This is a genomic window from Pseudoalteromonas rubra, assembly GCF_005887095.1.
Classification (GTDB): Bacteria; Pseudomonadota; Gammaproteobacteria; order Enterobacterales; family Alteromonadaceae; genus Pseudoalteromonas; species Pseudoalteromonas rubra_E.
Genome location: NZ_PNCI01000013.1, coordinates 149,237 through 170,206, shown reverse-complemented (window position 1 = coordinate 170,206; position 20,970 = coordinate 149,237). Strand labels below are relative to the sequence as shown.

The window sequence follows — 20,970 nt, the reverse complement described above, 5'->3', positions numbered from 1 at the left end:
CACTCCGCCAACATTTTAACGAGTAAAAAATTGCATTATATCTCTGCGGAGTGGTAGTTCAGTTGGTTAGAATACCGGCCTGTCACGCCGGGGGTCGCGGGTTCGAGTCCCGTCCACTCCGCCATTTGATATAAGCATAAAAAGTCATACCACTGCGGAGTGGTAGTTCAGTTGGTTAGAATACCGGCCTGTCACGCCGGGGGTCGCGGGTTCGAGTCCCGTCCACTCCGCCATTTCATGTAGTAATTCAGTTATATCCTTGCTTATAAGCCTTCATATTAGTCTAATTTCCGAGTCGTTTAATCAAAGCGCCTAATCTATATCATATTCACTACCCCAATAATGCGGTTAGCTTATCAGATTAAACCGATAGCACCGTTAGCGGCATATTTGCTCCTTCAAATTGAACAGGTATTAAGTGAAATTGGTATTATGTGTTGCCCAAAGACACCAAACCACTGCGTTGTCCTGTTTACTTTATGTGTATTCGATGGAATGATGGTTCGGTAAAGTATCGCCTGTATCGTCGGCTGACATCCCGACATCTTGGGCGGTAAGAAGGTTTTAGATCTAAAAGGCTGACTTTCGATGAGACTCAAGTTACTAATGGCATGTTTGACTTCCGTGCTTTCAGCTGATGCGCTTGCGGAGAATTTAGATCCAAAAACGGATTTAGAATATGCGCAAGTTATGATGGAGTGCTACACAGAAAACCTCCCAGCAAATGAAAGGTGGGAAGTTTTGAAGTTCACATACGTCAGAGATAAGACGGATAAAGAGGGGGAAAAGGAAGTTAACATATCGGCCAAATACAGTGCTGATAATCGATCCTGGAAAGATGCACCGTCATGCCATCCACTCGCTCCAATCGCAATTACTGAAAGCTTCCTGAAGAGTACTGGTAAATTCGATGACAAATTTAAAAGTATCGAACTCATAGTTAAGTGGGTCGGTGACTTTAAGGTAAATATAGTTCAGAAATAAACTTAACCGGCCCCGGTCCTTCGAGTCGGATTCGCAGTCCTTGGCCCGACCCCGCTTCGATTTATGCTTTGAGCTTTAATGCACGCTAATAGGGTGATCATTGACCACCAATGACTGGCCATTTTTCTGAGCGCGAAGAAAACTAGATATCAAAACATCATTCGATAGAGTGTTAATATCATCGACCTCTTCAACCATGCAAAACATAATAGATTCCCAGCCTAAATCTTTAATGAAAGTCTTGAGCTGACCGATGTTCTCTTGATAATTTTTATCGGTTGTAAGCAGGCCGATAGGGTGCTTGTTGCCTAGCTTGTACTTGCCCTGTTGAGTGGTCGAGCATTTGGCGTATCCACTCAACACGTAAACTGTATTAGCGCTTTTATTCATATTGGTGACGTTCTTAAAATGGCATTTGAACTTCTGATGCATTTTTTAAACCAGATTTATGAGTTGTTATGGTTTTAATCTAAGTGTTTGACCTTTAAAAGAAATTTCGCATTTTTTTGAGAGGGCACCATCATAAGTGTCAATTTTTTGCTTGTATGGCGATTTGATTCTGGATTGCGGTCAAGCCGTGATGGTACTTAGCAATCTGTGTGCTTGCCGGTGTCCTTTGATCGGATCCGGTTTTATTAATGGCGGTACTGGCCAAGTCCAGTGAAAGGCTTAATTTGGAACTGTCTTGCAGAACTTGATTCAGCAAGACAGGTCGTGGAGCAGGACAGGTAAACCAGAGACTAGGTTTAGTAATCCTCTGACTCATCGTCAGACGAATTATGCGCTTGCCTGACGGCTGGTTTTGCCATAATCTCTACATAGAAAGAAGTGAGGTTTTCTTCTTGCGTCTTGTCGATCAACTTGTTCAGTTGTGAGACATGCACTGGTTCAGCTTCTGCTTCTGTGTTGCCAAACTGGCAGTCAAAGTCCCAATAATCCGCGCCTGCGGGCAACGTCTTGTTACGCTCGCGCTTGAGATATTTTTTAAGCTCATGCTTTACGGCGTCAACGCGTCGTGCAAGTTTGATTTTAGGGTGAGTTAGTTCAAATGTTTTCTTCATAGTTGCCTTCAAGCAGGAATTACTCAATCGGCAAAAAGCATGCCTGAGTAGGGAATGTGTACTTATCAAGCGTAAAGCTTATATCTGGATAAATATAGAAATGTAATACGCTATTTTACGTTATATTCTGCGAGCTGGCGAGGGAGTAGATGTATGTACTACCCAGATCCTGATATTTATTTTGTTACTCTTGCACTTTTAAGGTTATATTGGCCTACGCCCGATGAGAGCAAACGCCGAAAATATTTCCCTTTCAAGTACAGCGAGCACAGTAAAAAGTGAAGGTAATACCCTGACTTTTTGTACGTTTTTGCTTTAAAAAAGAAAATAGATCCAGGCAATCGCTTCAGCAATAAACTATGGGAACAGCACTATACTGATTAGTTATTAAGGACGAGTGTTTACAGAGATGAGTCGTGCGCTGTGCATAAAGGAACCTCAATAGCTGGCACACAGCAACAACGTGCCAGCCTGCCACACGCAAGTAAAGCCGCAGCCTGAGCGGCTTTAGTACTCACATTCACCACTCTCACAGCACAATAGAAAGCGCCTGCCATACCCTCCGCCCATGATTGCCGCACCAAGCTTACTCGCATGTGTAAAGTACGTCAGAGTTATAATATCCATGCAGACCGCTTACATCACATCTGTCAGCCGGTAAACCTATCCCACTACCAGGCGATTATTGGTGTCCCGACTGGTTAGGATCTGGCCTGCATCAAATTCAGTTGCGCGTTTTGCCATGCGGTCATAAAGCAGTACATTAACCGTCGCGGCGAGATTCATGCAGCCGGTCGTTGGCACATACACCACGGCATCAGCGGCATCCACAATGTCTTGTGGCAGGCTACCATCTTCGGGACCAAAAACGTAAATTGCATTATCGGGGTGAACAAATTGCGGCAGTGGTGTTGCGCCTTCCACCAGCTCGATACAGATAAGCGCGCGGCCTGGTACTTTTAAGCTGGAGAGATCATCTACCTGTTGAATGGGAATATTACCGGCGATATTTTTGGTGTCGGTATGGTATTTGGCGGCCTTTGCGTAGCGATTACCATTAAAATAAACTGCTTGTGCATTATAGCAACCCGCAGCTCTTAACACGCCCCCCACGTTAGTTGGCGATTTAGGGTTGACCAGCCCAATCGCGACAAACGATTCACTCATACTTTTCACTCTCAATATACGGCAGCGAGGCTACCAAACTCTTAGTACACAAGCAGCAAAGCTACCTAAAGATCTGACGCGCGATTGTATCATGTGGATGATTTTGTGCCAGCCAGTGTGAGTGGTTAATGTCGCCATTGCATTTTCAATGACTTAAGTTATCCAGATTAAGCCCATACTTGGCTGATAGCCTACCAATTACGCCTTCTTGTCTGGCTTTATTGAGTGACGCTTGCATCTTTTCAAAAAAGGTTGCTGGGTCGGGAAGCACCTTAGATTGCTTCGACACAGCAATATAATAGGCCTTTTCTTGGATGATATAAGCGCCTATCGTGAGCGTATCCGGATATCCAAGTGCTTTTAACTCCGAGATCAAGGTATGTGTTGAGGCTGCGGTAATATCACTTCTGTTTGCAATGATCTTTTTCAGGGCATGTTCTAGGGTCACTGAGGTATACACATCCCTTTCAAGTGCATTGGCTGTTTCTCTGATCTCTTTTGTGTATGAAACGCCTCGAACAAACTCAAATCGCAATGGGGAAATGTCGTTTACATGCTGGATGTGAGCGTGTTCCGGTCGTGACACAAACCTAAGTGAAACACTATACAAAGGAAAATCAGCATAACTCACAAACTGGACGCGCTCGGGGCGATACGACAATACCGACACATCCAGTTTGCCCATTTTAATATACTGATTCCCGCGCTTTATGGGTAACGGAACAAAATGGTAGGCGTAACCATTATCTTCTAATAGGTACTTGAGTAACTCTTTGGCATAACCTGTGGCGGTATCATCATAAGTAAAATAAGGACGCCAGTCAGGGCTATTGATCAGCAGTGGTTGAGTATGAGCAGGATTTTGGCCAGTACAAAAGAGGCAAAGTAATAGGGCTGGAAGTCGCATCAACATATTCCAAAAGACCACTGTTCTTCACGTTTAGGCCACTTCTATGGCTGTTGCATCGAGTATTGATATTGCTTCGGTTTGTATATTCTACGGGGTCTTATTTGTTACGACCTGACAAAGAAAAATCGCACTAAGTTGGTATGTGCCTAATATGGGGATATTGTTGATGTGAGTGTTCACAAACCTAAACTAAAGGAAATATTATGAAGTTGTCACTTAACAAATCAAAATTGAAGAAACTTTCTCAAGATAGTGCGCTAGATAAAAACCAAACCTTGCACGTTGCAGGTGCAACGGGTTATTGCAGCACAATGTGCGGATGTCATACTGGTGGTCATCAAGATCAGTGCGAACAAAAATAAAATTTGAAAAAGGGAGCATGGACAAGCATTGACCTTGCTCCTGTCATTCCAACCTGTCTTTTATAACTCTAAAACTTAGTCTTCTGGCCCGTCTAAAGTAAAGGTTAAGTGTTTACGCATATCTTTGAGGATCACTCCTTTTTTCAGCATTGCGGCGCTCAGGCGCTTTTGCCACTTTAATAAGTCTGGTTTGGCAGCATCCAGTGCGGCTTGCTCTTCAAACTGAAAGCACAGCAGCAGTGAACCCGGGAACAAGTGATATTCCACATCAAACCAGCACTGCACCATACCGGGGATTTGCGCACGCGCCTGTTCTTCGATTGCATCGGCAACGCTGAGCACCAGCGCCTGCTGTTTTTGCTGGACTTTAGAGAGCTTTTTCATGGAGTTTCCAAGTTTTATGAATATAAGACTGTTACGTCGAATTATACCCAGTACCTTATAGAGATAGGAAGTGGAAGTAAGCTGAGGAAGCATAACAGTTAATATGAGAGTTGTGTGATAAATGTCCGATATCGGTATAATTAATAACCGGAAGTGTTCAGAGGTACTTAGCCTGTTTTAGCCATTTTATACACTTCTGCTCTGGTAGGGGCCTGTGCTGTACTATAGCCTGTAAGTTCAACCCCTTTACCAAATACGTCGTGCAACAGGGCTTGATAATCTTCAGGCGAGCGCTCGGGCGAGTATCTGAATAGCTCTTTAAGTATTTCTCTTTCTATGCCTCGTGCATCCGCTACGTCTAGCAGGGATTGACCAGCGTCGACAAAGCCTTTTTCATCTCTGCTTGCCACAACCTGGCCATCAACGCTGTATACACTGGTCTGTGGCGTTTGTTCAAACATCAGCTTTCTGCGGTAGTGTTCTTCAGCTGCAATTTGGTCGGTCAGATACTGGTCATTATAGCTTTGTACCTGTTCATGCACAAAGTCTTCATAGGATTCGCCATAGCGTAGTTCAAACACTTCGGCATTGGTTGGCCCTTTACCTTGTGCGTAAAATTCGACGTGGGCATCGGGGAAGTGTTGGGCAACGAGCTGTTTTATTCTTTCTGGATCATTACCGGCCTGGCTGAAAATATCGGCCTCAGGACCCTGACCGTATATGGCACCGTCATAATCTTGGGACGCGACCGCTTTACCTTCCACAAAGATAATGGCGCCCACATCTCGTTGCAGCCCATTTTGAATATATTGTTGCTCCAGCTCTTGCGGAGTTTTAGAGGCGGCATGTAAGTCGGCCAGAAAATTACGCTCACCCGAAAACTCGGTAAGGTCTTGCGGCTTAAGCAAATAGACAAGATTGACCTTACCGCGCACATCAAAGCCATTTTGTGGTGTACTTACCTGCTTCGAGTGTTGTTCGATCTGCTGCTGTACATAACCTGTGTTTTGTGTCGCTTTAGTGGGTTTCTGATATGCGTTGTTCACCGGATACGGGTTGGATGTAACTTGCATGTTCAGCTCCTTTGATGATGTTTGAGTTAACGACAAGTGTTCCGGCACTTGTACTACCTGATCAAGTAAAGCAAGTTGCATTCCATAAATTAAAGGGTGTAATGAAGCTGCTGCCGTGCAGTAACGAGGTTTTTATGGATAAGGGGTGAGTTGAATGAGCGAGAAAAGTGGCAATGGCTTGCCGCTGTGGGTTGGAGTCATCCAGCGGCAAGCTTTAACATATTTAGTCTTTTTGCTGATTCAACAGCGCGTCTAACTTGGCTTCAACGCGCTCAATGTCTTCACGTGTTGCCAGTACTTGATCTGGTTTTCCTTCTTCTTCATGCATTACCTGCATGGCGTCAACTATGATACCAATAAACAGGTTCAGAACCGCAAAGCTGGTAATAATGATAAAGGGCACGAAGAACAACCAGGATTGCGGAAACAGCTCCATCGTCGGACGCACAATACCCATAGACCAGCTCTCTAAAGTCATAACCTGGAACAGGGTATAAGCAGATGCCCCGATGCTGCCAAACCACTCCTGCATATTTGGATCCGGGTGCTGGCCAAACAGTTTTGTCGTTAGTACCGCAGAGACGTAAAATACGATCCCCAGTACGCCTATGACTGACGCCATTCCTGGCAGTGAGTGGCCCAGTGCACCAATAACCCGGCGCATTTGTGGAACAATAGAAAACAACCGTAAAACCCGCAGAATACGGAACGCACGCAATACCGATAGTGGACCACTGGAAGGAACCCAGGAAACGGCAACAATAATTAAATCAAACCAGTTCCAGCCCGACTTGAAAAACTTAAGGCGGTATACCACCAGCTTAAGCACTAGCTCTATGGTAAAAATCATCAGAATTACAAAATCGATTTTATGCAAGATGGTGGCATTGTCTTTACCAAACTGAGTGGTCTCCAGACCTAAGGTCATGGCATTAAATAAAATGACTGCAATCAGAAAGTTCTGAAACCACTTGGCTTCGACGAGGTCCGTCAGTTTCGACATAAAGGGAGTAGAGGTTGTCATGGTTCTTTTTTAGGTAATTTTAAAAGTAAATTATGATGTCGGGAAAAAGCGATTTTTTCAAGGCTTCTGGTTGTTGAGAACGCATAAAAATAGCAGGGCAAACGGTTCAGAGAGTATTTTTACCCAATTGAAATCAATGTATGTGCTTGTTGACTGGTTTGATATGAATACATGAATAGCTGCTTCTTCAGCATACAAGATATAACAATCCATCGGTAACTCAGTTATTATAAACCGCTTGTACCGCGACGGTTAATTTAAACAGGATGGTTTATTCCATGAACTCACTACTTAAAATGGTTACGCGCATTTTCCTCTGTAGTTTGGCAATGAGTTTGGTTGCCTGTGGTGGTAGCTCTGACTCTGGTACGACGCAGCAGTACTTGCCAGCTCAACCTTTTATGCCCGGCGAGCGACTGCAACTTGACGCGATTTCCTCGACTTATACAGGGGTGTCGTATCCGTTAAAAATTTATCTGCCACAAAATCGTACCGCCAACAAAACGTATCCTGTGATTTATACGTTGGATGCTGAGTGGCGTTTTGAAACGATTGCCGACAGCCTGGATAAAAATAAGATGGAAGTGATCCTGGTCGGTGTAGAAAATTACGTAGATGAAGGATATCAACATAGAGAGAGCTACTCACAGTGGCCTCTGGCGGCAGATTATTTTGCTTTTATTAGTAATGAGCTCGCGCCGTATATAGAAACCCAATATCCAGTCAATCAAGCTGATCGGACAATTATGGGACATTCTAATACCGGTTTGTTTGTTGGTCTGGTTTTGCTAATGGATGACCCTCATCAGCCATTCTTTCGTCGCCATGTGTCAATTGATGGCAGCTTCTGGGCGCATACCGAATTGACCTCACAGATGGTTGATGACAGGCGGTTGCTAAACCAGACATTAAAGAGCCGCACTATTTTGGTTGGTGCCAATGGCCGAGTTGGCAATGTCGTCTATGTGCGTAAATTCGACGACTGGCTTGAACGCGCAAACTTCTCACAGCTGGATCTTACTTACCTAGAGTATGAACAAGAGCATATTCCAGTGGTTGCACACTCGGTGGATGAAGTGCTCACTACTTTGTATCGCGAGTAACCAGATGTAAGGACCAAGTCGCTGTCAGTTCATTATGTCGAACGGGCATATAAATGCGCCATAATTTCATTTTAAGATTATGATTTAAATAGAACTAGATATGAGTATAAGATTAGATAATGCGTTTTGTGAACAATTAATTCTCAAGGCTGATGAAAGCCCCAGAAAACGCAGTCATTATAATTTACATCAGGCTTTGGATGAGCCTGTGCAAAGATTAGCAATTGCATTGAAAAAAGGCACTTACGTTCGTCCACATCATCACCCTCAATGCAATAAGTGGGAGCTATTACTGGCACTCAGAGGCAGTGTTATGTTTGTTGTCTTCAATAATGAAGGCGTAATACTGGAAAAGTTTGTACTGAGCCCGGACGATGCCCTCAGCGGAATTGAAGTCCAGCCCGATACATGGCATATGGTATACCCAATAACTGACCATGCCGTTATTTTTGAAGTCAAAGAAGGTCCATACACGCCTTCAGTAACAAGTGATTTTGCCCAGTGGGCGCCTGCAGAGGGCAGTGCACAGGTTGCGCACTTTTTAGATTGGGTGGACACGGCTTCCCTGGGTCAATCATACAAATTGGCTCAATATTAAGTCGGGCGTGTATCACTAAATCTGACAATGCAAGTTGGTTTATACAATCGTGAAACATCTTCACTTAATGGATAACAGACAATCAATGTAGCGCTTGCGTATTGGATACGTCTGGCAGATAAAATGAAGATATCAGAGGCACAAAGGCAGAGGTGAGACTTCCCCCCTCGGTACACCCACTCAAGGAGATAACATGACATTGTGGCAGCTACTATTCTTTATTCCTGCCTGTTTTGCCCTCAATATGGCGCCAGGCCCTAATAATTTATTGAGTATGAATAATGCGCGTTGTTACGGGTTCAGAACAGCGGTTATTGCAGGTGGTGGACGGATAGCCGCTTTTGCAATCATGATAGCTCTGGTGGCGTCTGGTCTGGCCGTGGTTTTGTATGCTTCTGAAACCCTGTTCTTTACCATTAAAGTGGCGGGGGCCGCTTATTTGCTCTGGCTTGCCGTTGCACTTTGGCGATCAGAAGTCAGTCCGTTGGCTGAAGTGAGCCGGGAAAAGAGTCGCTTTGGATTGGCAAGACAAGAGTTCCTGCTGGCGGCGGGTAACCCAAAAGCGATTTTGATTTTTACCGCATTTTTACCTCAATTTGTTGATAATACAGGAAATGTGCGAGAGCAGCTGTTCTCTTTAGGCTGCGCTTTCCTGGTACTTGAGTTATGCGCTATTTCTATCTATGCCCTGTTTGGCCTATATCTGAGGCAATGGTTTTCTAAGCCGCACATGGTGAAGCGTTTCAATCGGGCATGCGCGGCATTTCTGGCGGTATCTGGAATAAATTTACTGTTTAGCAGGCAGTCTTAATTCATCATAAAAATCAAATACTAAAATAGGCGTCCAGGCGCTTAGATTTAACTGAGCGTTTGGTCATGAAGATGGCCAGCTCAGCGACCCCAACGGCCAGCAATGTTGCACTGAATTTAAAAATCATAAATGGGGTAAATGCGAGGATCAGCGCCATATTGATCAGACAAAGTACGGTAACTAACCACACAATCGCAAGCAGCTGGGTTTGGCTTTTATTTATTCTTTCTGGTATTTGCATTGTTTTTTCCTGTTGATAGGTCATCTGTGATGACTGATTAGCGTTTTTTAATAAGTCGTAGCACATTTCTTACTATGGCCTTTCTGCCCTGTGCCAGAGCCAGACCCATTAATAAGGCACTCAGCCAGATAGCCGCCTCTGTCGCCAACGCAACGCTTGTCACCGCTGCGAGCCTGACTGCTTGGACATCACTGATAAACAGGACCGAAAGCATCACTATCCAGCCCAGAGCAATGCTTGTCCAAATGGTGATTAAGGCACGTTTTTTATTTGCTTTTAATATGGTCAGCATAAGTATCTCCTTAATATTATGTGAGTGAATTTGTGTTTCGTTGGGGTTAGTCGCAGCACGCGGGTCGTTTTTACAAATGTTTTATCTATTCTGGAACTTTTGTTTTATTACTATGATTTTTAAGTAGTTTTAATTGTTCTTCTAGTTTTCTAATGGCTGAGAATGAAAACAATTCGAATTGTCTGTAATAAAGGTAAACCTGCGCCGACTAACAGAGCATAATCAATATCAGGAATCGTTATGAAAAGTCTTAAAATGCTGTTTTTTGCCTTGTATCTGACTGTGTGCTGGGAACATCTGTTCGCAATCTGGCCCTGTTCAGTAAAGTGATGGGAGTTGATGTTTGCTAGGGTACTGTTTTTAAAAACCGGCTGGCTGTAATAAATGTCAGATCATATCGACTAGTATAGGCTAGTTTATAGTGAGTGGAGCAGTATCAGTGACTGAGCACATCAAGGAGCTGGACAGGTCGCACATTGTTGAGACGTTTTGGCCGCAGATCAGGCGTGCGGCGAAAGGTTATGAGCAGCGCTCGGCGTTGTGTGAGGAGTTGTCTCAGGATATGGCCTTTGCGCTTTGGCGGGCGCTGGGTAACTTTGATGGGCAATGTAAGTTAAACACTTATGTGTATCGGGTGATCCACAATGTAGCGGTTGATCATATTCGCAAGTACAGCAGACAAAAGGAAGATGAATTGGTTGAGGAGCAGGCTCATAGCGCTGATTCACCAGAAGTAAACATGCAACAACAGCAACAACAACAGCGGCTGGAAAGGGCTATTCAGCAGCTGCCTTTGAGTCACAGGCAGGTGATGATGCTAAAACTGGAAGGAATTGATACGGCTGAGATCAGTGATGTGCTGGGGATCAGCGAAGCTAACGTCGGGATCCGGCTGCATCGTGCCAAAGCGCAACTCACAGAGCAATTAATGGAGAAAAACTAATGGATAATCATGACTTTTCGGATTTGGCGCAGCTTTGGCAGTCGACGCCTGCATCCCCACCACCAGCATTGGAAAAGTGCATTCAGCGTCATAAAAAGCAGCAGCTTCGACTCTTTTTTGGTATCGCTCTTGAAACACTTATCATGTTGTTAGTGAGCGCTTGGTTTGTCCAGGCACTACAGGAGAGTGGACCTTTAATCACTCAACTTTGGCTTGGTTTTGGCTGCGTTTGGGGCGCGAGCATGTATGCACTGGTGAATAGAAGTCGCTTGACCAGTTTACGCATATTAAAAAATCAGCAGCTCTCACAGTCGCTGGAGGCGCATCAGCAGCTGCTCAGACAGGAGCTCTGGCGCTGGGATCTAAGCATAAAAGCCACTTTGCTATTTGCGCTGGCACTTGTGTTTTTGATTCTGGTTCAGTACGCGATGAGCTCGATATTTTTGCCTAATAGCCTGTTAGGCTTGCTGGTAGTGGCTGTCCTGTTATCTGTTTTTAAGGCCAAAAAACGCCGGGCACGGCAGGTATTGAAAACACTGAGTGAGTAATTACTCTGTGTTTTTTCAATTAAATTGCATGTTCTCTGTTCTGAAATCACTTACAAGCTTGGTGTGGTTATTGTGTGAATTCGCCAGCTCTGCCGATTGAATCGTTGTGGCTATCAGCGCTTCAAACAAGGCTAGCTGTCCAGCGGGTATCAATTGATTTTGTATGGCTTTTCGCTTGTTTGAGTCAAACAGCCGCTCTGCCAGCCAACCAATTAAATACATCAACGAAAGGCAGCCACCGGCAGTTGCTATATTACCATCTATGACGAGTGGTGTGTCCTGAACATCTCCGCCCAAACTTTGCAGGGCAGTCTTAGCATCTGGGTTTGTTGTCAAAGGCTTGCCCTTCAGTAAACCGAGCTCATGAAGGATGAATGAACCCGCACAAATCGAACCAATAAGCTGCTTTTTAGGGTCAAGGTTCAATGCCGACATAAACGCGGCATTCTTCATGGCCGCTGGAATACCGCGCTTGCCGCTTGTGATAAGTACGGCATCTTGCTCCGCCACTGCTGAAACGTGTCCGTCCGTTTTGACTGTTATACCAAGGTGAGAGTGATGTTCAGGCTTGGTACCAAGTATGCTAACCATCCAGCTATCGGCTGCTCGGCCAAGCAAGTCATACATAAGAAAGAAGTCCACATCCGTGAAATCATCAAACAAAACAATTCCGACTTTATACATACTGCATGCTCCCTTGCGGTGCTTGGTTAGGTGTTGACTAACCATGCCGCGACTACAAAGCAAGCCGAAGCGATTAAAATACCCGTGAAGGGTACTTTAAACCAATATTTTTTTGCCAACAGGAGGTAACCAACACCTACAACCGATGGCAGAGCTGAAAACCAGATAGTGCCCGCGACAACATCAAAGTGGTTGATGCATAGAGGAATGTAAAAGGCTGCAAATAACAACGCACCAAGGCTATGGCTCGCGTTAAACCCGACCCAGGCTTGCCACATATTGGTTTGTTTTGTGATTCTGGGAGAGGTATTAAGCATAGCTTCTTTCACAGCCAGGTTGTAGGGGTCGAACTTTTTAGAGAAGAAGGTATAAACCAGGTGGATCAACCCCAGAAGGCCAAAAATGGAAGCACCTACAATGAATAATGTTTTTTCCATAATGTGTTGTTTCCCTGGCGCGTCGCGCCTCACTCTGAGGCATCCCCAGAAATTAGATTTAAAGTTATGTGATGGACACGCACTGCATTGTTTTGGCGAGATTTACTTCGGCAAAAAATAACTTTACAACACTATGCGTGATACCATTATCCTACAGGATATACCAAGAAAAAATTGTCACAAATCTATAGGTATGTTGCGGGGCATCGGTAACGCACTCATTAGCTCTCTAATCTTAGGGCAGGTGTCTTCTAAAAACGTCTGTTAGATACGTAGTTTGCTTGCAATTGCACTTGCTGACTCTTCAGCTGACATTTGTGTTGTGTCTAAGGATATGGAGCTTGTGCCGGGAATGGATTCGCCAAAATCAAAGCGTTTTAAATAATCCAATAGATGTTCTTTAGTCTGAATTTTATTCGTGTTTTTTCGTCCTGTGCTTGTAACCCTTTGTATATGTTGATCTAAGTCGCATTTTATACGGACAAACTCTGCTGATATATCTAATTCGTGTAGTAGTGATAGCAGACCTTCAATAAAAAAGTCGCTAGCTTTTGTCACGTAGCAGAAAGTAACCACTACTCCTTTGGTGTTTCTGGCGTGAAGTGTTTTAATTGCCTGTAGACAAACATCCCTTTGATATTTTTCGAATCCGTTATTCCCAAAGCCAACGACAGCACTAGCAATATCGAATGCCAGATGCTGAGGAAAAACATGCCAATCTTTTTTTGCGGCCAAATTACAGGCTATCGTTTCTTTTCCGATCCCTGATGGGCCAAAAACCATAACTAACTTCATTGCTTAACTCCTTTGAGCATCTAACGCTTTAGTTTTGATGAGAACGCAGAACTATGCCAATTCCTGAAACAGCAAAATCTATTGTGCTCGAACATTTATCAATGTAGAGAGCAATAACCTATCACCAGCAACCTCGTCGTTCAAGCCAAACCAGTTTCCAAAAGAGTCATGTGATGGACACGTACGGCATTGTTTTAATTTACTGCGCTAAAAGCTAATTAGATAGCAACACCATGTGTGACGCCACCATAGTACACGATATGTTCAGAAAAAATTGTCCCTAAATTAATAGTTGTGTAATTGGATGTTTGACATCCCCCATCTGCACGACAATTTTAGGGTGGATACCTTCAAAAACGCTTTTCAGTTGCCTGTGTTTGAAAGGGGGTCGTTACCTGAACTCGATGCTCAGAGGCGGAACAGTGTGGGAAGCACCAAATGCTGAAATTTAGTTGTTGACGCCAAAGCCTCTTGTTATGTGCGTAACTCGTCTATGAACGTCTGTGCCTTTTTGGGGCTTGTTATCCTTACGAACTTGATATGACTGTATTTGGGGTCGTTAAGTAATTCGGCGTAGCGAACTCGATTGTAGCTGTATGTTTGCAATGTCCAAAGGATGATCGATTTTTTGCTTAGAAAGCACTTTCTGAACGATTCCACATTACCTGTTTTACCCCATAATTCCTTCTTTGTCACAATACGGATAAAAGCCCTTTTCACGGCTTGAAATAGTGTCCTTGCAAAAGAATAATCAACCCAAATGATGGTATCGACTCTACCCCATTTAATTTCTGAAGTACGGCTGTAATTGCCATCAAGAACCCAATGTTCGCCACTTAACCAGTCAGCCAAGTTTGAAAAGAACTCTTCATCTGAAGACTCTTGCCAATTAGGCTTCCAGAATATGGCATCCATTTCTAAATAAGGATAATTGAGCTCACTCGCAAGCATGCGGCTGAAAGTACTTTTTCCACTACCACTAGTTCCTATTACATTGATTCTTTTCATCGCCTGACCTGATTTTTTAGCCCTAGTACATAACCATTCATTCTGCCCTGACATGTCGGAACATAAATTGATGCATTTGACGTTATCACATAACACTATGACCTTAAAGTGAGAAATTAAAGTAAACAACCTGTTCCAACTGACAAAGTCACAGATATGTGAAATTTGAACGAATCGGGCCGAATAATGTTATTGAACAACGCTTAAGTTTCTGTTTGTATATCCAGTATCGAATTTGCTGGAGGGAATGCTTATAAAGCGCTTCAGTGCGCCTCGGGGCACCCACCTCAAAACGTGTGTGCTTTGCTCGGGCAGGCTCAACTTGAAAAAATTTTCAAGCCAAAGGTTTTAAGCCCGTGTAAGCTCAATCTCCATCAGGTATTTCAGCGAACTTACCTGATATTTTTTGACCGCTAATCTTATTTGAGTACCAATAGTAAAATGGAAATCCGAGCATTCCAGACAAAGCACCGCCAAGTGCTGAGGTGATAGGAGTAACCACTAAACCCATTATTACCTGTTCAGGCTGTCCTGATTGCATTGCCGTGATAAAAACTAAAACCGCGCCGAGCAAGCCAGCCCCAAACCCCAGAGTGGCGGATATAGTGATAACAGAAAGAAAGTCTAATTGGCTTCTAAAGCGCCTCTTCATAAATATTTCCAGAAACATAACGGTTAGCAACTTTGGGATAATGTACGCGTTTTGGTAACTTGTTGCCAGCGTCCCTTACACCAGGATTAGCTTTTATTTTTATCTGAAAACATCATGTTGCGAACAAAAGCATAAGTGTACAAGCCAATAACCGCCAGAAATATAAAACCTATAATCAAAGGCCAATATACCAAAAAGGATGAATAGGGCTTTTCTATATAATGAGGCGATGGGGCGTAGCCATTGCCAAAGTAATCTTGAATGACAGTCAAAGCTTTGTCATGATCCAAACCACAGTAACCATTTGGCATCAATACAAACCAGAACACATAGCAATGTAGAAAAAATTGAAACCAGAACTTTTTTCATTGGTGAAAATTTATGTATTGTCTTTGCCAAGACTTCTTACCACTAAAAAGTAATAAGATAGATATCCAACCCATGAAAACATAAAGGAGAGTAAACACCATACAATTTTTTGGGTCCTGGAAGTTTGTTTCGAAAATAAAGCCATTAAGACTGGCAAAATTGTAATACTAAGTAACACAGGAGTTATTAGTAACTGCCAAACACTGATACCCAAAAAGATCTCCTTAACTTAGATTTTTACGTAAACACATAACACCGAATTCTGAGAAGTCCCCAGATATTCATAACTAAAATCAATGTGATGGACTCACACGGTATTGTTTGAACTAATTCATTTCGTTAAAAACGAATTAGATAATAACACCATGCGTGACGACACCATAGTACACGATATGTTCAGAAAAAATTGTCCCTAAATTAATAGTTGTGTACTTGGATGATTGACATCCCCCATCTGCACGACAATTTAAGGGAGGATGTTCTGCAAAAAAACGTGATGCATTGCTTAAACAAATCAGCTAAGCCACAGCGCGACATCGACAGTTTACTGCCTTGGCATGTTGGCTTTTAGGTGTAGTTAGCCGCACGCTTACGGAGCGAGTGTCCTTAAGCACCTCCGATAAAACTGAAACAATATTTATGAGCTAACCAAGCCCGATCGTCTGGTTTGGCTAGCGTGTGGAGACTTGTGACAATAAGTTATAAAGATCTTTGCAATACTCGCTTGAGGTATTAAGACGTTTGATTCTTTTCTAAACGTTCGGTATCGATACTGGAGACTATTAACAGGGAAAGCACAAGACCGCAGATTATGGCTCTCAATGGATAGATAAATAGTTCATAGTTGTAGTAAATGAAGGTCCAGTTATAAAACATATCGGCTATTTCTTTGTCTACCCCAAGCTGTGCCAAATTCCGGAGTATATTTTCTGCTAGTGCAAGCCACATTACGATGGTGATAACACGGTAGATGCCCGCGATAATACCTTCAGCATGAGTCAGGTGCACTTCATGTACTTTGTTAACATTGAATTTAGTAAGCCATTTTCTGGAAATGTCGACTAACTCAGCCATGTGCTGTTGTGTTTTCCCGGCCAGAAGACGCATGCTCTTCAAGTCGTCCCCGGTTATCATGTGTGGCCTGTCCCTCACAGTCACGGTTCCTTATTCCTGCTCAATGGATACTTATCTAGTACCTTTGATTGAAATTGAAGGATAATAACTATTTAATAACTAATTTACAACATTGAGGCTGAGTAAGGTGGGAGGGAAGATTTATTAACACACCCAGCCCAGTGCAGATACGTAGCTGCTTGGCACTTTTGAGTTTGTCCGCACTGTTCAAATGGTCCAGGCTAAAAATCCGGGTGCAGAGATTATCGAAAGGCCAAGTGAATTATCACTCGGCGCCTCTTATCTGAAATACAAATTCGCTGCCCTGACCAAGTTGGCTGTTTACCTTGATTTCTGACTTGAGCAGTTTTAATAGTCTGGCGGTTATGGCCAGGCCAAGGCCTGCATGGGTTTTTTTGCAGCCTTTGCTGTTGCTGGCCTGATAGCGCGCTTCAAAAATATAGGGCAGCTCTTTGGGACTGATCCCAACTCCTGTGTCCTGAACTGCAATATCGTAACCGCCATCCTTGGGATTTACGGCAATAGAGATAATGCCACCAGCCGGGGTGTGACGCAGTGCATTCTCTATTAAGTTACTCAGTACGCGTTCTAGTTTGGCGATGTCTGAGTACACCACATAGTCACATTCCGTGGGGGTGACGCGCAGGGTGATCTCAGCCTGCTGGGCTTTGAGGGCAAACTTGGCGAGCACATCGTAAATGAGTTCACCCATATTAAAGACCTCAAAATGCACCTGAGTATGTCCGGATTCCAGATGTGCCAGCTCGAAGATCTGGTCGATGAGATTTTTCAGTTGTGAGCAGTTTTTCAGGGCAATCTCCATGTAACGCTGCATGTCGCCGGTTGCTGCAGATCCTCGCTCAACCAGTTCGAGATAGCCCTGTAAAGAGGCTAATGGGGTGCGCAAGTCATGTGACAGATGCGCCAGCAGCTGGCGGCGTTGCTCATCCACCGCTGTCAGTTGGGACATCTGCAGATTGATGGTGTGCAGCATGGTGTTGATGCCGTTGCCCAGCTGATGGATTTCATTATCCTGTTGCTGCCACTCAAGCAGGGGGGCTTGTTCAATATCAAATTTATGCGCCTCAACGGTGCGAATATATTGATTCAAACGCTTCAAAGGTTTGGTCATAAAACGGAACAGCAACAGCAGGGTGATAAATAAAAGCAGTAAAAAGACACCCAGCCATACTGCCTGTTTTACCAGTTGATCAGAACTGTTGAGCTGCGCCACAATCGAGTCATAAATCGACGAGCCAATAATAACGTACAGATATCCCTGCAACTTTTGTTCGTTATACACAGGTGCAACAGAAAAGATCTTTTGCCCTGTTAGAGCGCGTGGATCATCGCCATACACCGGGAGTCTGGCGGGGGCGTTGATTAGCTGTACCAGCGGGCTTAAATTAATCGACTCGCGTTTTACCTCGCCTGGTTTGGCAGAGTAGGTCAGCAGCTTGCCGCTGGGATCAACAAAATAGAATTCAAATGCCGGGCCCAACACCATCAGGGTATGAAACAGGTTCTCCAGCGCCTTATAGTCGTAGACTCCTTGCTGGAGTAGCGGGTTATCCTGTGCCAGATGCTCAGCAAGCCCAATATGCAGTTGTTGCTCTGCCTGTGCACGTGAAACCGATGACAGATTCTGGGTCCACCAGACAAACACCGACACGATAAGCATAAAAACGGCTGTGATTGTCAGTGCGAGGCGGTGATAAAGAGAGAGAGTCATTGCATTTCCTGCTGTAGCGGTTTGGCATTAAGTTTGTAGCCCACACCCCATACGGTTTCTATGATCGTATGCTCGGTAATTTGCTCAAACTTGTTGCGAATGCGGTTAATATGGGAATTGACAGTGTGTTCATAGCCCAGATGATCATAGCCCCACACCGACTCCAAAAGCTGAGCCCGGGAAAACACCTGGTTGGGGTGGCGGGCAAAAAACAACACTAAATCAAACTCTGTGGCAGTAAGGTCTACGGGGGTTTGCTGTAAAGTCAGTTCATGAAAATGCGGGTCGATATGTAGTTGGCCAATCACCACCGGGCTGGGAGTTGTTGCCGCTTGTTGTTGTGGTTCGCATAACAGTTTAATGTGTCTGAGTTGAGCCTTAACTCTGGCCTGAAATTCCCGGTAACTAAAGGGCTTGCAGATATAGTCGTCGGCCCCCATTTCAAGGCCAATAATGCGGTCCATTTCACTGCTTTTCGACGTCATCATGATCACACTGACTTTGGGATAGCGTGTTTTGATCTCCCGGCACAAGGTCAGGCCATCGACTTCGGGCAGCATGATATCGAGTATGACGATGGCATAATGATGATTGCTCAGATGTGGCATAACCCGATCTCCACTGGCAAGATGTTCTACGTCGAGATCCAACTCGTTCAGATGAACGCGCAATAGATCGGCAATATCGGCATCGTCTTCAACGATAAGCACTTTTTGCTGCATAGCAGGTCTCCGCACCGGTGGCTGACACCGGCTGTTCGCGCTCCGCAACCGCAACGGTTACGGAGCGGCTCGGAGACTACTTGGTTCTTGTAATGGTAACCGTCATCAGCGGGTTGTCGAATTTATGACTGCTCGTCAATACAGATGTTGTCAGTCCATCATCCATTCCAACCACACCAGGGTGCATAGCCACCTTGTTTAACGCTTCTCTGTCGGCACTAAATCCGGTGCCACCATCCGCCGGGCCGGGTATGGTGCCCTGAGCTTCTGTATTGGCCTCTGTGCCCGCGTCGTAGGCATGTGTCGTGAACGTCATGGCTTGACCCACTGTCATTGCAGACACATCCAAACCATTAAGACCGGTAAAGCCATCATTTGTATTCACCATCATGGAGATCAGAGATAACTTTTGTCCGTCAAGCGAGTCATGGGTCAGCGTCAGCTGGGTTTTTTGTCCGGGTGGTAAGGGGGCGGTTGCACTGGCCTTACTTTGTACAACACCGAGTGCAAGCAGGTCGCTGTTATCGCCGCCCTCAGCCAGTACCTCCAGTGCATTGCTGGCCGGTTCACCCACTTGCCAGAATTGTCCTTCCTGGTGCAGTGCAACTGCGATGGGAGACAAGGGTTGTGCATAGGTCAGGTTTGTTGCCGTGACCACTAACTCGATGGTTGTCGGGGTTGGGTCAACCGGGTCGACCGGATCAACCGGATCTACTGGGTCAACGGGTGCAGGGTCATCGACCATTTGCATATCTTCATCCGGCATCGTAGTCGGCATAGGGTCGTCATTGTCACTGCCACAGGCCGCTAATACTAAGCAGGCTGCGGGCAGGGTAAGTCTGAATAGTTTCATAATGGACCCCTTACTTAACTGTTACAGTCACTTTAGCAACCGGGTTTAACCAGCGGTGAACCGTATTGTGCAAATCGCTTTTACCGCCTGTTGTGTCGTCGTCACCTAAATTGCCGCGATGAATATGAACAAGCGTGTTACTTTCAGTTTCCGTCACACCGCTGCCCTGAGTACCTGGAGCAGCGCCCGGAGATGCGGGGATCCCTGGGGTGTTGGGTGCGCCAGAGCCATCCACCACCAACTCATTGTTTGCTTCTGTTCCGGCATCGTAGGCATTCAGGTAGATATGATATGTGCCTGGTGTAGTTGGAATGGGCCAGCTATTGAGACCAACGAAACCGTCGTTAGTAGGCAGCATCATGGCGACGATAGACAGGCGGTCGTTTCCGGCATCGGTTTCCAGACTGGTCATTGTTGAAGCAACCGGTCCGAGCAGACCTCCAGCCGGGTTTTCCATGGTGTTGGCATTGACACCCGTCAGTATCTCGCTCAGACCGGTTAGTGAGCCACCTTCGGCCATCGCCTGAAGTGCTTCAGACGCTTGCTCTCCAGTTTGGAATAACATGGCGTTGCTGGTATGGGCACTCACCAGTAAGGGAGTAAAGTAAATCCCTTGTGTCAGGTTAGTGATCTTAACGTCCAGAGAAGCTGCGCTGGCTGTGCCAGATGCCAGTAAAATACCTGTGATGAGGGGGATGATGCGTGTTTTCATAATTTACTCTTGTTGTTTGGATTTGACCCTGACAAGCATGCAGGCAAATTATGGAAAATCGCTCCCGGAATTATCACAAAACCATCACAATGTTGTGACTTTTCTGTCTGGCCTGGTTTTTAGGCTGATTTTCGATTGAAATTTGAGCCTTAGTCGGTGGATAAGTAAAAACGATAAATTAGTGGTATGTATAAGAAACTATGTCGGGCAGATGCACTCAAGCCTGCTGGGTGCATATTCTTACATTAAGTAGAATAAAATTTGTGGACAGAGGGGAGTGTTTGAATAAGTACTGGGTAAAAAATGTTTAAAATCAAACTGCCTGATAAGCCCGCCTGATAGGTGATTCGTTCAGCGGGCTTAAACTTCAC

The 20,970-nt window shown here is 44.8% G+C and carries 26 protein-coding genes and 2 tRNA genes; 9 read left to right on the top strand and 19 right to left on the bottom strand.

Annotated features, from left to right (window positions below):
* Positions 1–47 precede the first annotated feature (47 nt).
* The 3 genes from CWB99_RS06705 to CWB99_RS06690 all read left to right on the top strand — a co-directional run bounded on the left by CWB99_RS06705 (position 48) and on the right by CWB99_RS06690 (position 984).
* Positions 48–124 (top strand) — tRNA-Asp (locus tag CWB99_RS06705).
* A gap of 32 nt (positions 125–156) precedes the next feature.
* Positions 157–233, top strand: a tRNA-Asp gene (locus CWB99_RS06700).
* Between the two features lie 355 nt (positions 234–588).
* A complete protein-coding gene (locus tag CWB99_RS06690; RefSeq protein ID WP_138550348.1) occupies positions 589–984 on the top strand; it encodes a hypothetical protein in 396 nt (131 codons plus the stop codon).
* A gap of 75 nt (positions 985–1,059) precedes the next feature.
* Here the strand turns inward: CWB99_RS06690 and CWB99_RS06685 are convergent, their stop codons facing one another.
* The 4 genes from CWB99_RS06685 to CWB99_RS06670 form a co-directional block, all read right to left on the bottom strand.
* A complete protein-coding gene (locus tag CWB99_RS06685; protein ID WP_138550347.1) occupies positions 1,060–1,374 on the bottom strand; it encodes a hypothetical protein in 315 nt (104 codons plus the stop codon).
* 356 nt (positions 1,375–1,730) lie between these two features.
* Positions 1,731–2,045 carry a DUF6172 family protein gene (locus tag CWB99_RS06680; protein ID WP_138550346.1) on the bottom strand — a complete coding sequence of 105 codons (315 nt, stop codon included), beginning with the start codon at positions 2,043–2,045 and terminating at the stop codon, positions 1,731–1,733.
* 663 nt (positions 2,046–2,708) lie between these two features.
* Positions 2,709–3,212, bottom strand: a complete 504-nt coding sequence (locus tag CWB99_RS06675; RefSeq protein ID WP_138550345.1) for an RNA methyltransferase — start codon at positions 3,210–3,212, stop codon at positions 2,709–2,711.
* A gap of 145 nt (positions 3,213–3,357) precedes the next feature.
* Positions 3,358–4,119, bottom strand: coding sequence for a substrate-binding periplasmic protein (locus CWB99_RS06670; RefSeq protein WP_171045282.1), 762 nt, complete (start codon positions 4,117–4,119; stop codon positions 3,358–3,360).
* Positions 4,120–4,325: 206 nt separating this feature from the next.
* Here CWB99_RS06670 and CWB99_RS24000 point away from each other — a divergent pair, with 206 nt between their 5' ends.
* Complete coding sequence (locus CWB99_RS24000; protein ID WP_171045281.1) at positions 4,326–4,484, top strand: hypothetical protein; 159 nt, start codon at positions 4,326–4,328, stop codon at positions 4,482–4,484.
* A 75-nt stretch (positions 4,485–4,559) separates the two neighbouring features.
* On the opposite strand, the gene CWB99_RS06665 is transcribed toward CWB99_RS24000, so the two are convergent.
* The 3 genes from CWB99_RS06665 to CWB99_RS06655 form a co-directional block, all read right to left on the bottom strand.
* Positions 4,560–4,868, bottom strand: coding sequence for a hypothetical protein (locus CWB99_RS06665; protein ID WP_054015418.1), 309 nt, complete (start codon positions 4,866–4,868; stop codon positions 4,560–4,562).
* Positions 4,869–5,035: 167 nt separating this feature from the next.
* Positions 5,036–5,941: a hypothetical protein gene (locus CWB99_RS06660; protein ID WP_138550343.1), complete on the bottom strand. Its 906-nt coding sequence runs from the start codon at positions 5,939–5,941 to the stop codon at positions 5,036–5,038.
* Positions 5,942–6,164: 223 nt separating this feature from the next.
* Positions 6,165–6,965 (bottom strand): ion transporter, encoded by an 801-nt coding sequence (locus CWB99_RS06655; protein WP_138550342.1) that lies wholly within the window; start codon positions 6,963–6,965, stop codon positions 6,165–6,167.
* A gap of 278 nt (positions 6,966–7,243) precedes the next feature.
* Between CWB99_RS06655 and CWB99_RS06650 the strand changes: the two genes are divergently transcribed.
* From CWB99_RS06650 to CWB99_RS06640, 3 genes are all read left to right on the top strand, one after another.
* On the top strand, positions 7,244–8,068 hold the full coding sequence (locus CWB99_RS06650) for an alpha/beta hydrolase (protein WP_171045280.1): 825 nt from the start codon (positions 7,244–7,246) through the stop codon (positions 8,066–8,068).
* 100 nt (positions 8,069–8,168) lie between these two features.
* The gene (locus tag CWB99_RS06645) at positions 8,169–8,666 is read left to right on the top strand and encodes a WbuC family cupin fold metalloprotein (RefSeq protein ID WP_138550340.1); all 498 of its coding nucleotides are present in this window, start codon (positions 8,169–8,171) and stop codon (positions 8,664–8,666) included.
* A gap of 193 nt (positions 8,667–8,859) precedes the next feature.
* A complete protein-coding gene (locus CWB99_RS06640) occupies positions 8,860–9,477 on the top strand; it encodes a LysE family translocator (protein ID WP_138550339.1) in 618 nt (205 codons plus the stop codon).
* Positions 9,478–9,490: 13 nt separating this feature from the next.
* Here the strand turns inward: CWB99_RS06640 and CWB99_RS06635 are convergent, their stop codons facing one another.
* Together CWB99_RS06635 and CWB99_RS06630 are read right to left on the bottom strand one after the other, a co-directional pair.
* Complete coding sequence (locus tag CWB99_RS06635) at positions 9,491–9,718, bottom strand: hypothetical protein (RefSeq protein ID WP_138550338.1); 228 nt, start codon at positions 9,716–9,718, stop codon at positions 9,491–9,493.
* 37 nt (positions 9,719–9,755) lie between these two features.
* Complete coding sequence (locus CWB99_RS06630) at positions 9,756–10,010, bottom strand: hypothetical protein (RefSeq protein ID WP_138550337.1); 255 nt, start codon at positions 10,008–10,010, stop codon at positions 9,756–9,758.
* A 439-nt stretch (positions 10,011–10,449) separates the two neighbouring features.
* On the opposite strand from CWB99_RS06630, the gene CWB99_RS06625 reads away from it, so the two are divergent.
* The gene (locus CWB99_RS06625; RefSeq protein WP_171045279.1) at positions 10,450–10,953 is read left to right on the top strand and encodes an RNA polymerase sigma factor; all 504 of its coding nucleotides are present in this window, start codon (positions 10,450–10,452) and stop codon (positions 10,951–10,953) included.
* Positions 10,953–11,501 (top strand): hypothetical protein, encoded by a 549-nt coding sequence (locus tag CWB99_RS06620; protein WP_138550335.1) that lies wholly within the window; start codon positions 10,953–10,955, stop codon positions 11,499–11,501. Before CWB99_RS06625 ends, CWB99_RS06620 begins: the two co-directional genes overlap by 1 nt.
* Positions 11,502–11,516: 15 nt before the next feature.
* Here CWB99_RS06620 and CWB99_RS06615 read toward each other — a convergent pair whose 3' ends face one another.
* The 10 genes from CWB99_RS06615 to CWB99_RS06565 form a co-directional block, all read right to left on the bottom strand.
* Positions 11,517–12,185, bottom strand: a complete 669-nt coding sequence (locus CWB99_RS06615) for a DJ-1/PfpI family protein (protein ID WP_138550334.1) — start codon at positions 12,183–12,185, stop codon at positions 11,517–11,519.
* A gap of 26 nt (positions 12,186–12,211) precedes the next feature.
* The gene (locus CWB99_RS06610) at positions 12,212–12,622 is read right to left on the bottom strand and encodes an LIC_13387 family protein (protein ID WP_138550333.1); all 411 of its coding nucleotides are present in this window, start codon (positions 12,620–12,622) and stop codon (positions 12,212–12,214) included.
* A gap of 264 nt (positions 12,623–12,886) precedes the next feature.
* Complete coding sequence (locus CWB99_RS06605) at positions 12,887–13,417, bottom strand: hypothetical protein (RefSeq protein WP_138550332.1); 531 nt, start codon at positions 13,415–13,417, stop codon at positions 12,887–12,889.
* Between the two features lie 474 nt (positions 13,418–13,891).
* Complete coding sequence (locus tag CWB99_RS06600) at positions 13,892–14,425, bottom strand: shikimate kinase (RefSeq protein ID WP_138550331.1); 534 nt, start codon at positions 14,423–14,425, stop codon at positions 13,892–13,894.
* Between the two features lie 364 nt (positions 14,426–14,789).
* A complete protein-coding gene (locus CWB99_RS06595; RefSeq protein WP_138550330.1) occupies positions 14,790–15,077 on the bottom strand; it encodes a hypothetical protein in 288 nt (95 codons plus the stop codon).
* A gap of 1,101 nt (positions 15,078–16,178) precedes the next feature.
* The gene (locus CWB99_RS06585) at positions 16,179–16,562 is read right to left on the bottom strand and encodes a hypothetical protein (protein WP_138686201.1); all 384 of its coding nucleotides are present in this window, start codon (positions 16,560–16,562) and stop codon (positions 16,179–16,181) included.
* A gap of 283 nt (positions 16,563–16,845) precedes the next feature.
* Positions 16,846–18,312 (bottom strand): sensor histidine kinase, encoded by a 1,467-nt coding sequence (locus tag CWB99_RS06580; protein ID WP_138550328.1) that lies wholly within the window; start codon positions 18,310–18,312, stop codon positions 16,846–16,848.
* Positions 18,309–19,034, bottom strand: coding sequence for a response regulator transcription factor (locus CWB99_RS06575; protein ID WP_138550327.1), 726 nt, complete (start codon positions 19,032–19,034; stop codon positions 18,309–18,311). The genes CWB99_RS06580 and CWB99_RS06575 overlap by 4 nt, the downstream gene beginning before the upstream one ends.
* A gap of 76 nt (positions 19,035–19,110) precedes the next feature.
* Positions 19,111–19,887 carry a spondin domain-containing protein gene (locus CWB99_RS06570; protein ID WP_138550326.1) on the bottom strand — a complete coding sequence of 259 codons (777 nt, stop codon included), beginning with the start codon at positions 19,885–19,887 and terminating at the stop codon, positions 19,111–19,113.
* A 10-nt stretch (positions 19,888–19,897) separates the two neighbouring features.
* Positions 19,898–20,599 carry a spondin domain-containing protein gene (locus tag CWB99_RS06565; RefSeq protein ID WP_138550325.1) on the bottom strand — a complete coding sequence of 234 codons (702 nt, stop codon included), beginning with the start codon at positions 20,597–20,599 and terminating at the stop codon, positions 19,898–19,900.
* Positions 20,600–20,970: the final 371 nt, after the last annotated feature.

Coding starts and splice junctions, on each gene's coding strand:
- CWB99_RS06690 (WP_138550348.1), top strand. CDS start 589: ATGAGACTCAAGTTACTAATGGCATGTTTGACTTCCGTGCTTTCAGCT.
- CWB99_RS06685 (WP_138550347.1), bottom strand. CDS start 1,374: ATGAATAAAAGCGCTAATACAGTTTACGTGTTGAGTGGATACGCCAAA.
- CWB99_RS06680 (WP_138550346.1), bottom strand. CDS start 2,045: ATGAAGAAAACATTTGAACTAACTCACCCTAAAATCAAACTTGCACGA.
- CWB99_RS06675 (WP_138550345.1), bottom strand. CDS start 3,212: ATGAGTGAATCGTTTGTCGCGATTGGGCTGGTCAACCCTAAATCGCCA.
- CWB99_RS06670 (WP_171045282.1), bottom strand. CDS start 4,119: ATGCGACTTCCAGCCCTATTACTTTGCCTCTTTTGTACTGGCCAAAAT.
- CWB99_RS24000 (WP_171045281.1), top strand. CDS start 4,326: ATGAAGTTGTCACTTAACAAATCAAAATTGAAGAAACTTTCTCAAGAT.
- CWB99_RS06665 (WP_054015418.1), bottom strand. CDS start 4,868: ATGAAAAAGCTCTCTAAAGTCCAGCAAAAACAGCAGGCGCTGGTGCTC.
- CWB99_RS06660 (WP_138550343.1), bottom strand. CDS start 5,941: ATGCAAGTTACATCCAACCCGTATCCGGTGAACAACGCATATCAGAAA.
- CWB99_RS06655 (WP_138550342.1), bottom strand. CDS start 6,965: ATGACAACCTCTACTCCCTTTATGTCGAAACTGACGGACCTCGTCGAA.
- CWB99_RS06650 (WP_171045280.1), top strand. CDS start 7,244: ATGAACTCACTACTTAAAATGGTTACGCGCATTTTCCTCTGTAGTTTG.
- CWB99_RS06645 (WP_138550340.1), top strand. CDS start 8,169: ATGAGTATAAGATTAGATAATGCGTTTTGTGAACAATTAATTCTCAAG.
- CWB99_RS06640 (WP_138550339.1), top strand. CDS start 8,860: ATGACATTGTGGCAGCTACTATTCTTTATTCCTGCCTGTTTTGCCCTC.
- CWB99_RS06635 (WP_138550338.1), bottom strand. CDS start 9,718: ATGCAAATACCAGAAAGAATAAATAAAAGCCAAACCCAGCTGCTTGCG.
- CWB99_RS06630 (WP_138550337.1), bottom strand. CDS start 10,010: ATGCTGACCATATTAAAAGCAAATAAAAAACGTGCCTTAATCACCATT.
- CWB99_RS06620 (WP_138550335.1), top strand. CDS start 10,953: ATGGATAATCATGACTTTTCGGATTTGGCGCAGCTTTGGCAGTCGACG.
- CWB99_RS06615 (WP_138550334.1), bottom strand. CDS start 12,185: ATGTATAAAGTCGGAATTGTTTTGTTTGATGATTTCACGGATGTGGAC.
- CWB99_RS06610 (WP_138550333.1), bottom strand. CDS start 12,622: ATGGAAAAAACATTATTCATTGTAGGTGCTTCCATTTTTGGCCTTCTG.
- CWB99_RS06605 (WP_138550332.1), bottom strand. CDS start 13,417: ATGAAGTTAGTTATGGTTTTTGGCCCATCAGGGATCGGAAAAGAAACG.
- CWB99_RS06600 (WP_138550331.1), bottom strand. CDS start 14,425: ATGAAAAGAATCAATGTAATAGGAACTAGTGGTAGTGGAAAAAGTACT.
- CWB99_RS06595 (WP_138550330.1), bottom strand. CDS start 15,077: ATGAAGAGGCGCTTTAGAAGCCAATTAGACTTTCTTTCTGTTATCACT.
- CWB99_RS06580 (WP_138550328.1), bottom strand. CDS start 18,312: ATGACTCTCTCTCTTTATCACCGCCTCGCACTGACAATCACAGCCGTT.
- CWB99_RS06575 (WP_138550327.1), bottom strand. CDS start 19,034: ATGCAGCAAAAAGTGCTTATCGTTGAAGACGATGCCGATATTGCCGAT.
- CWB99_RS06570 (WP_138550326.1), bottom strand. CDS start 19,887: ATGAAACTATTCAGACTTACCCTGCCCGCAGCCTGCTTAGTATTAGCG.
- CWB99_RS06565 (WP_138550325.1), bottom strand. CDS start 20,599: ATGAAAACACGCATCATCCCCCTCATCACAGGTATTTTACTGGCATCT.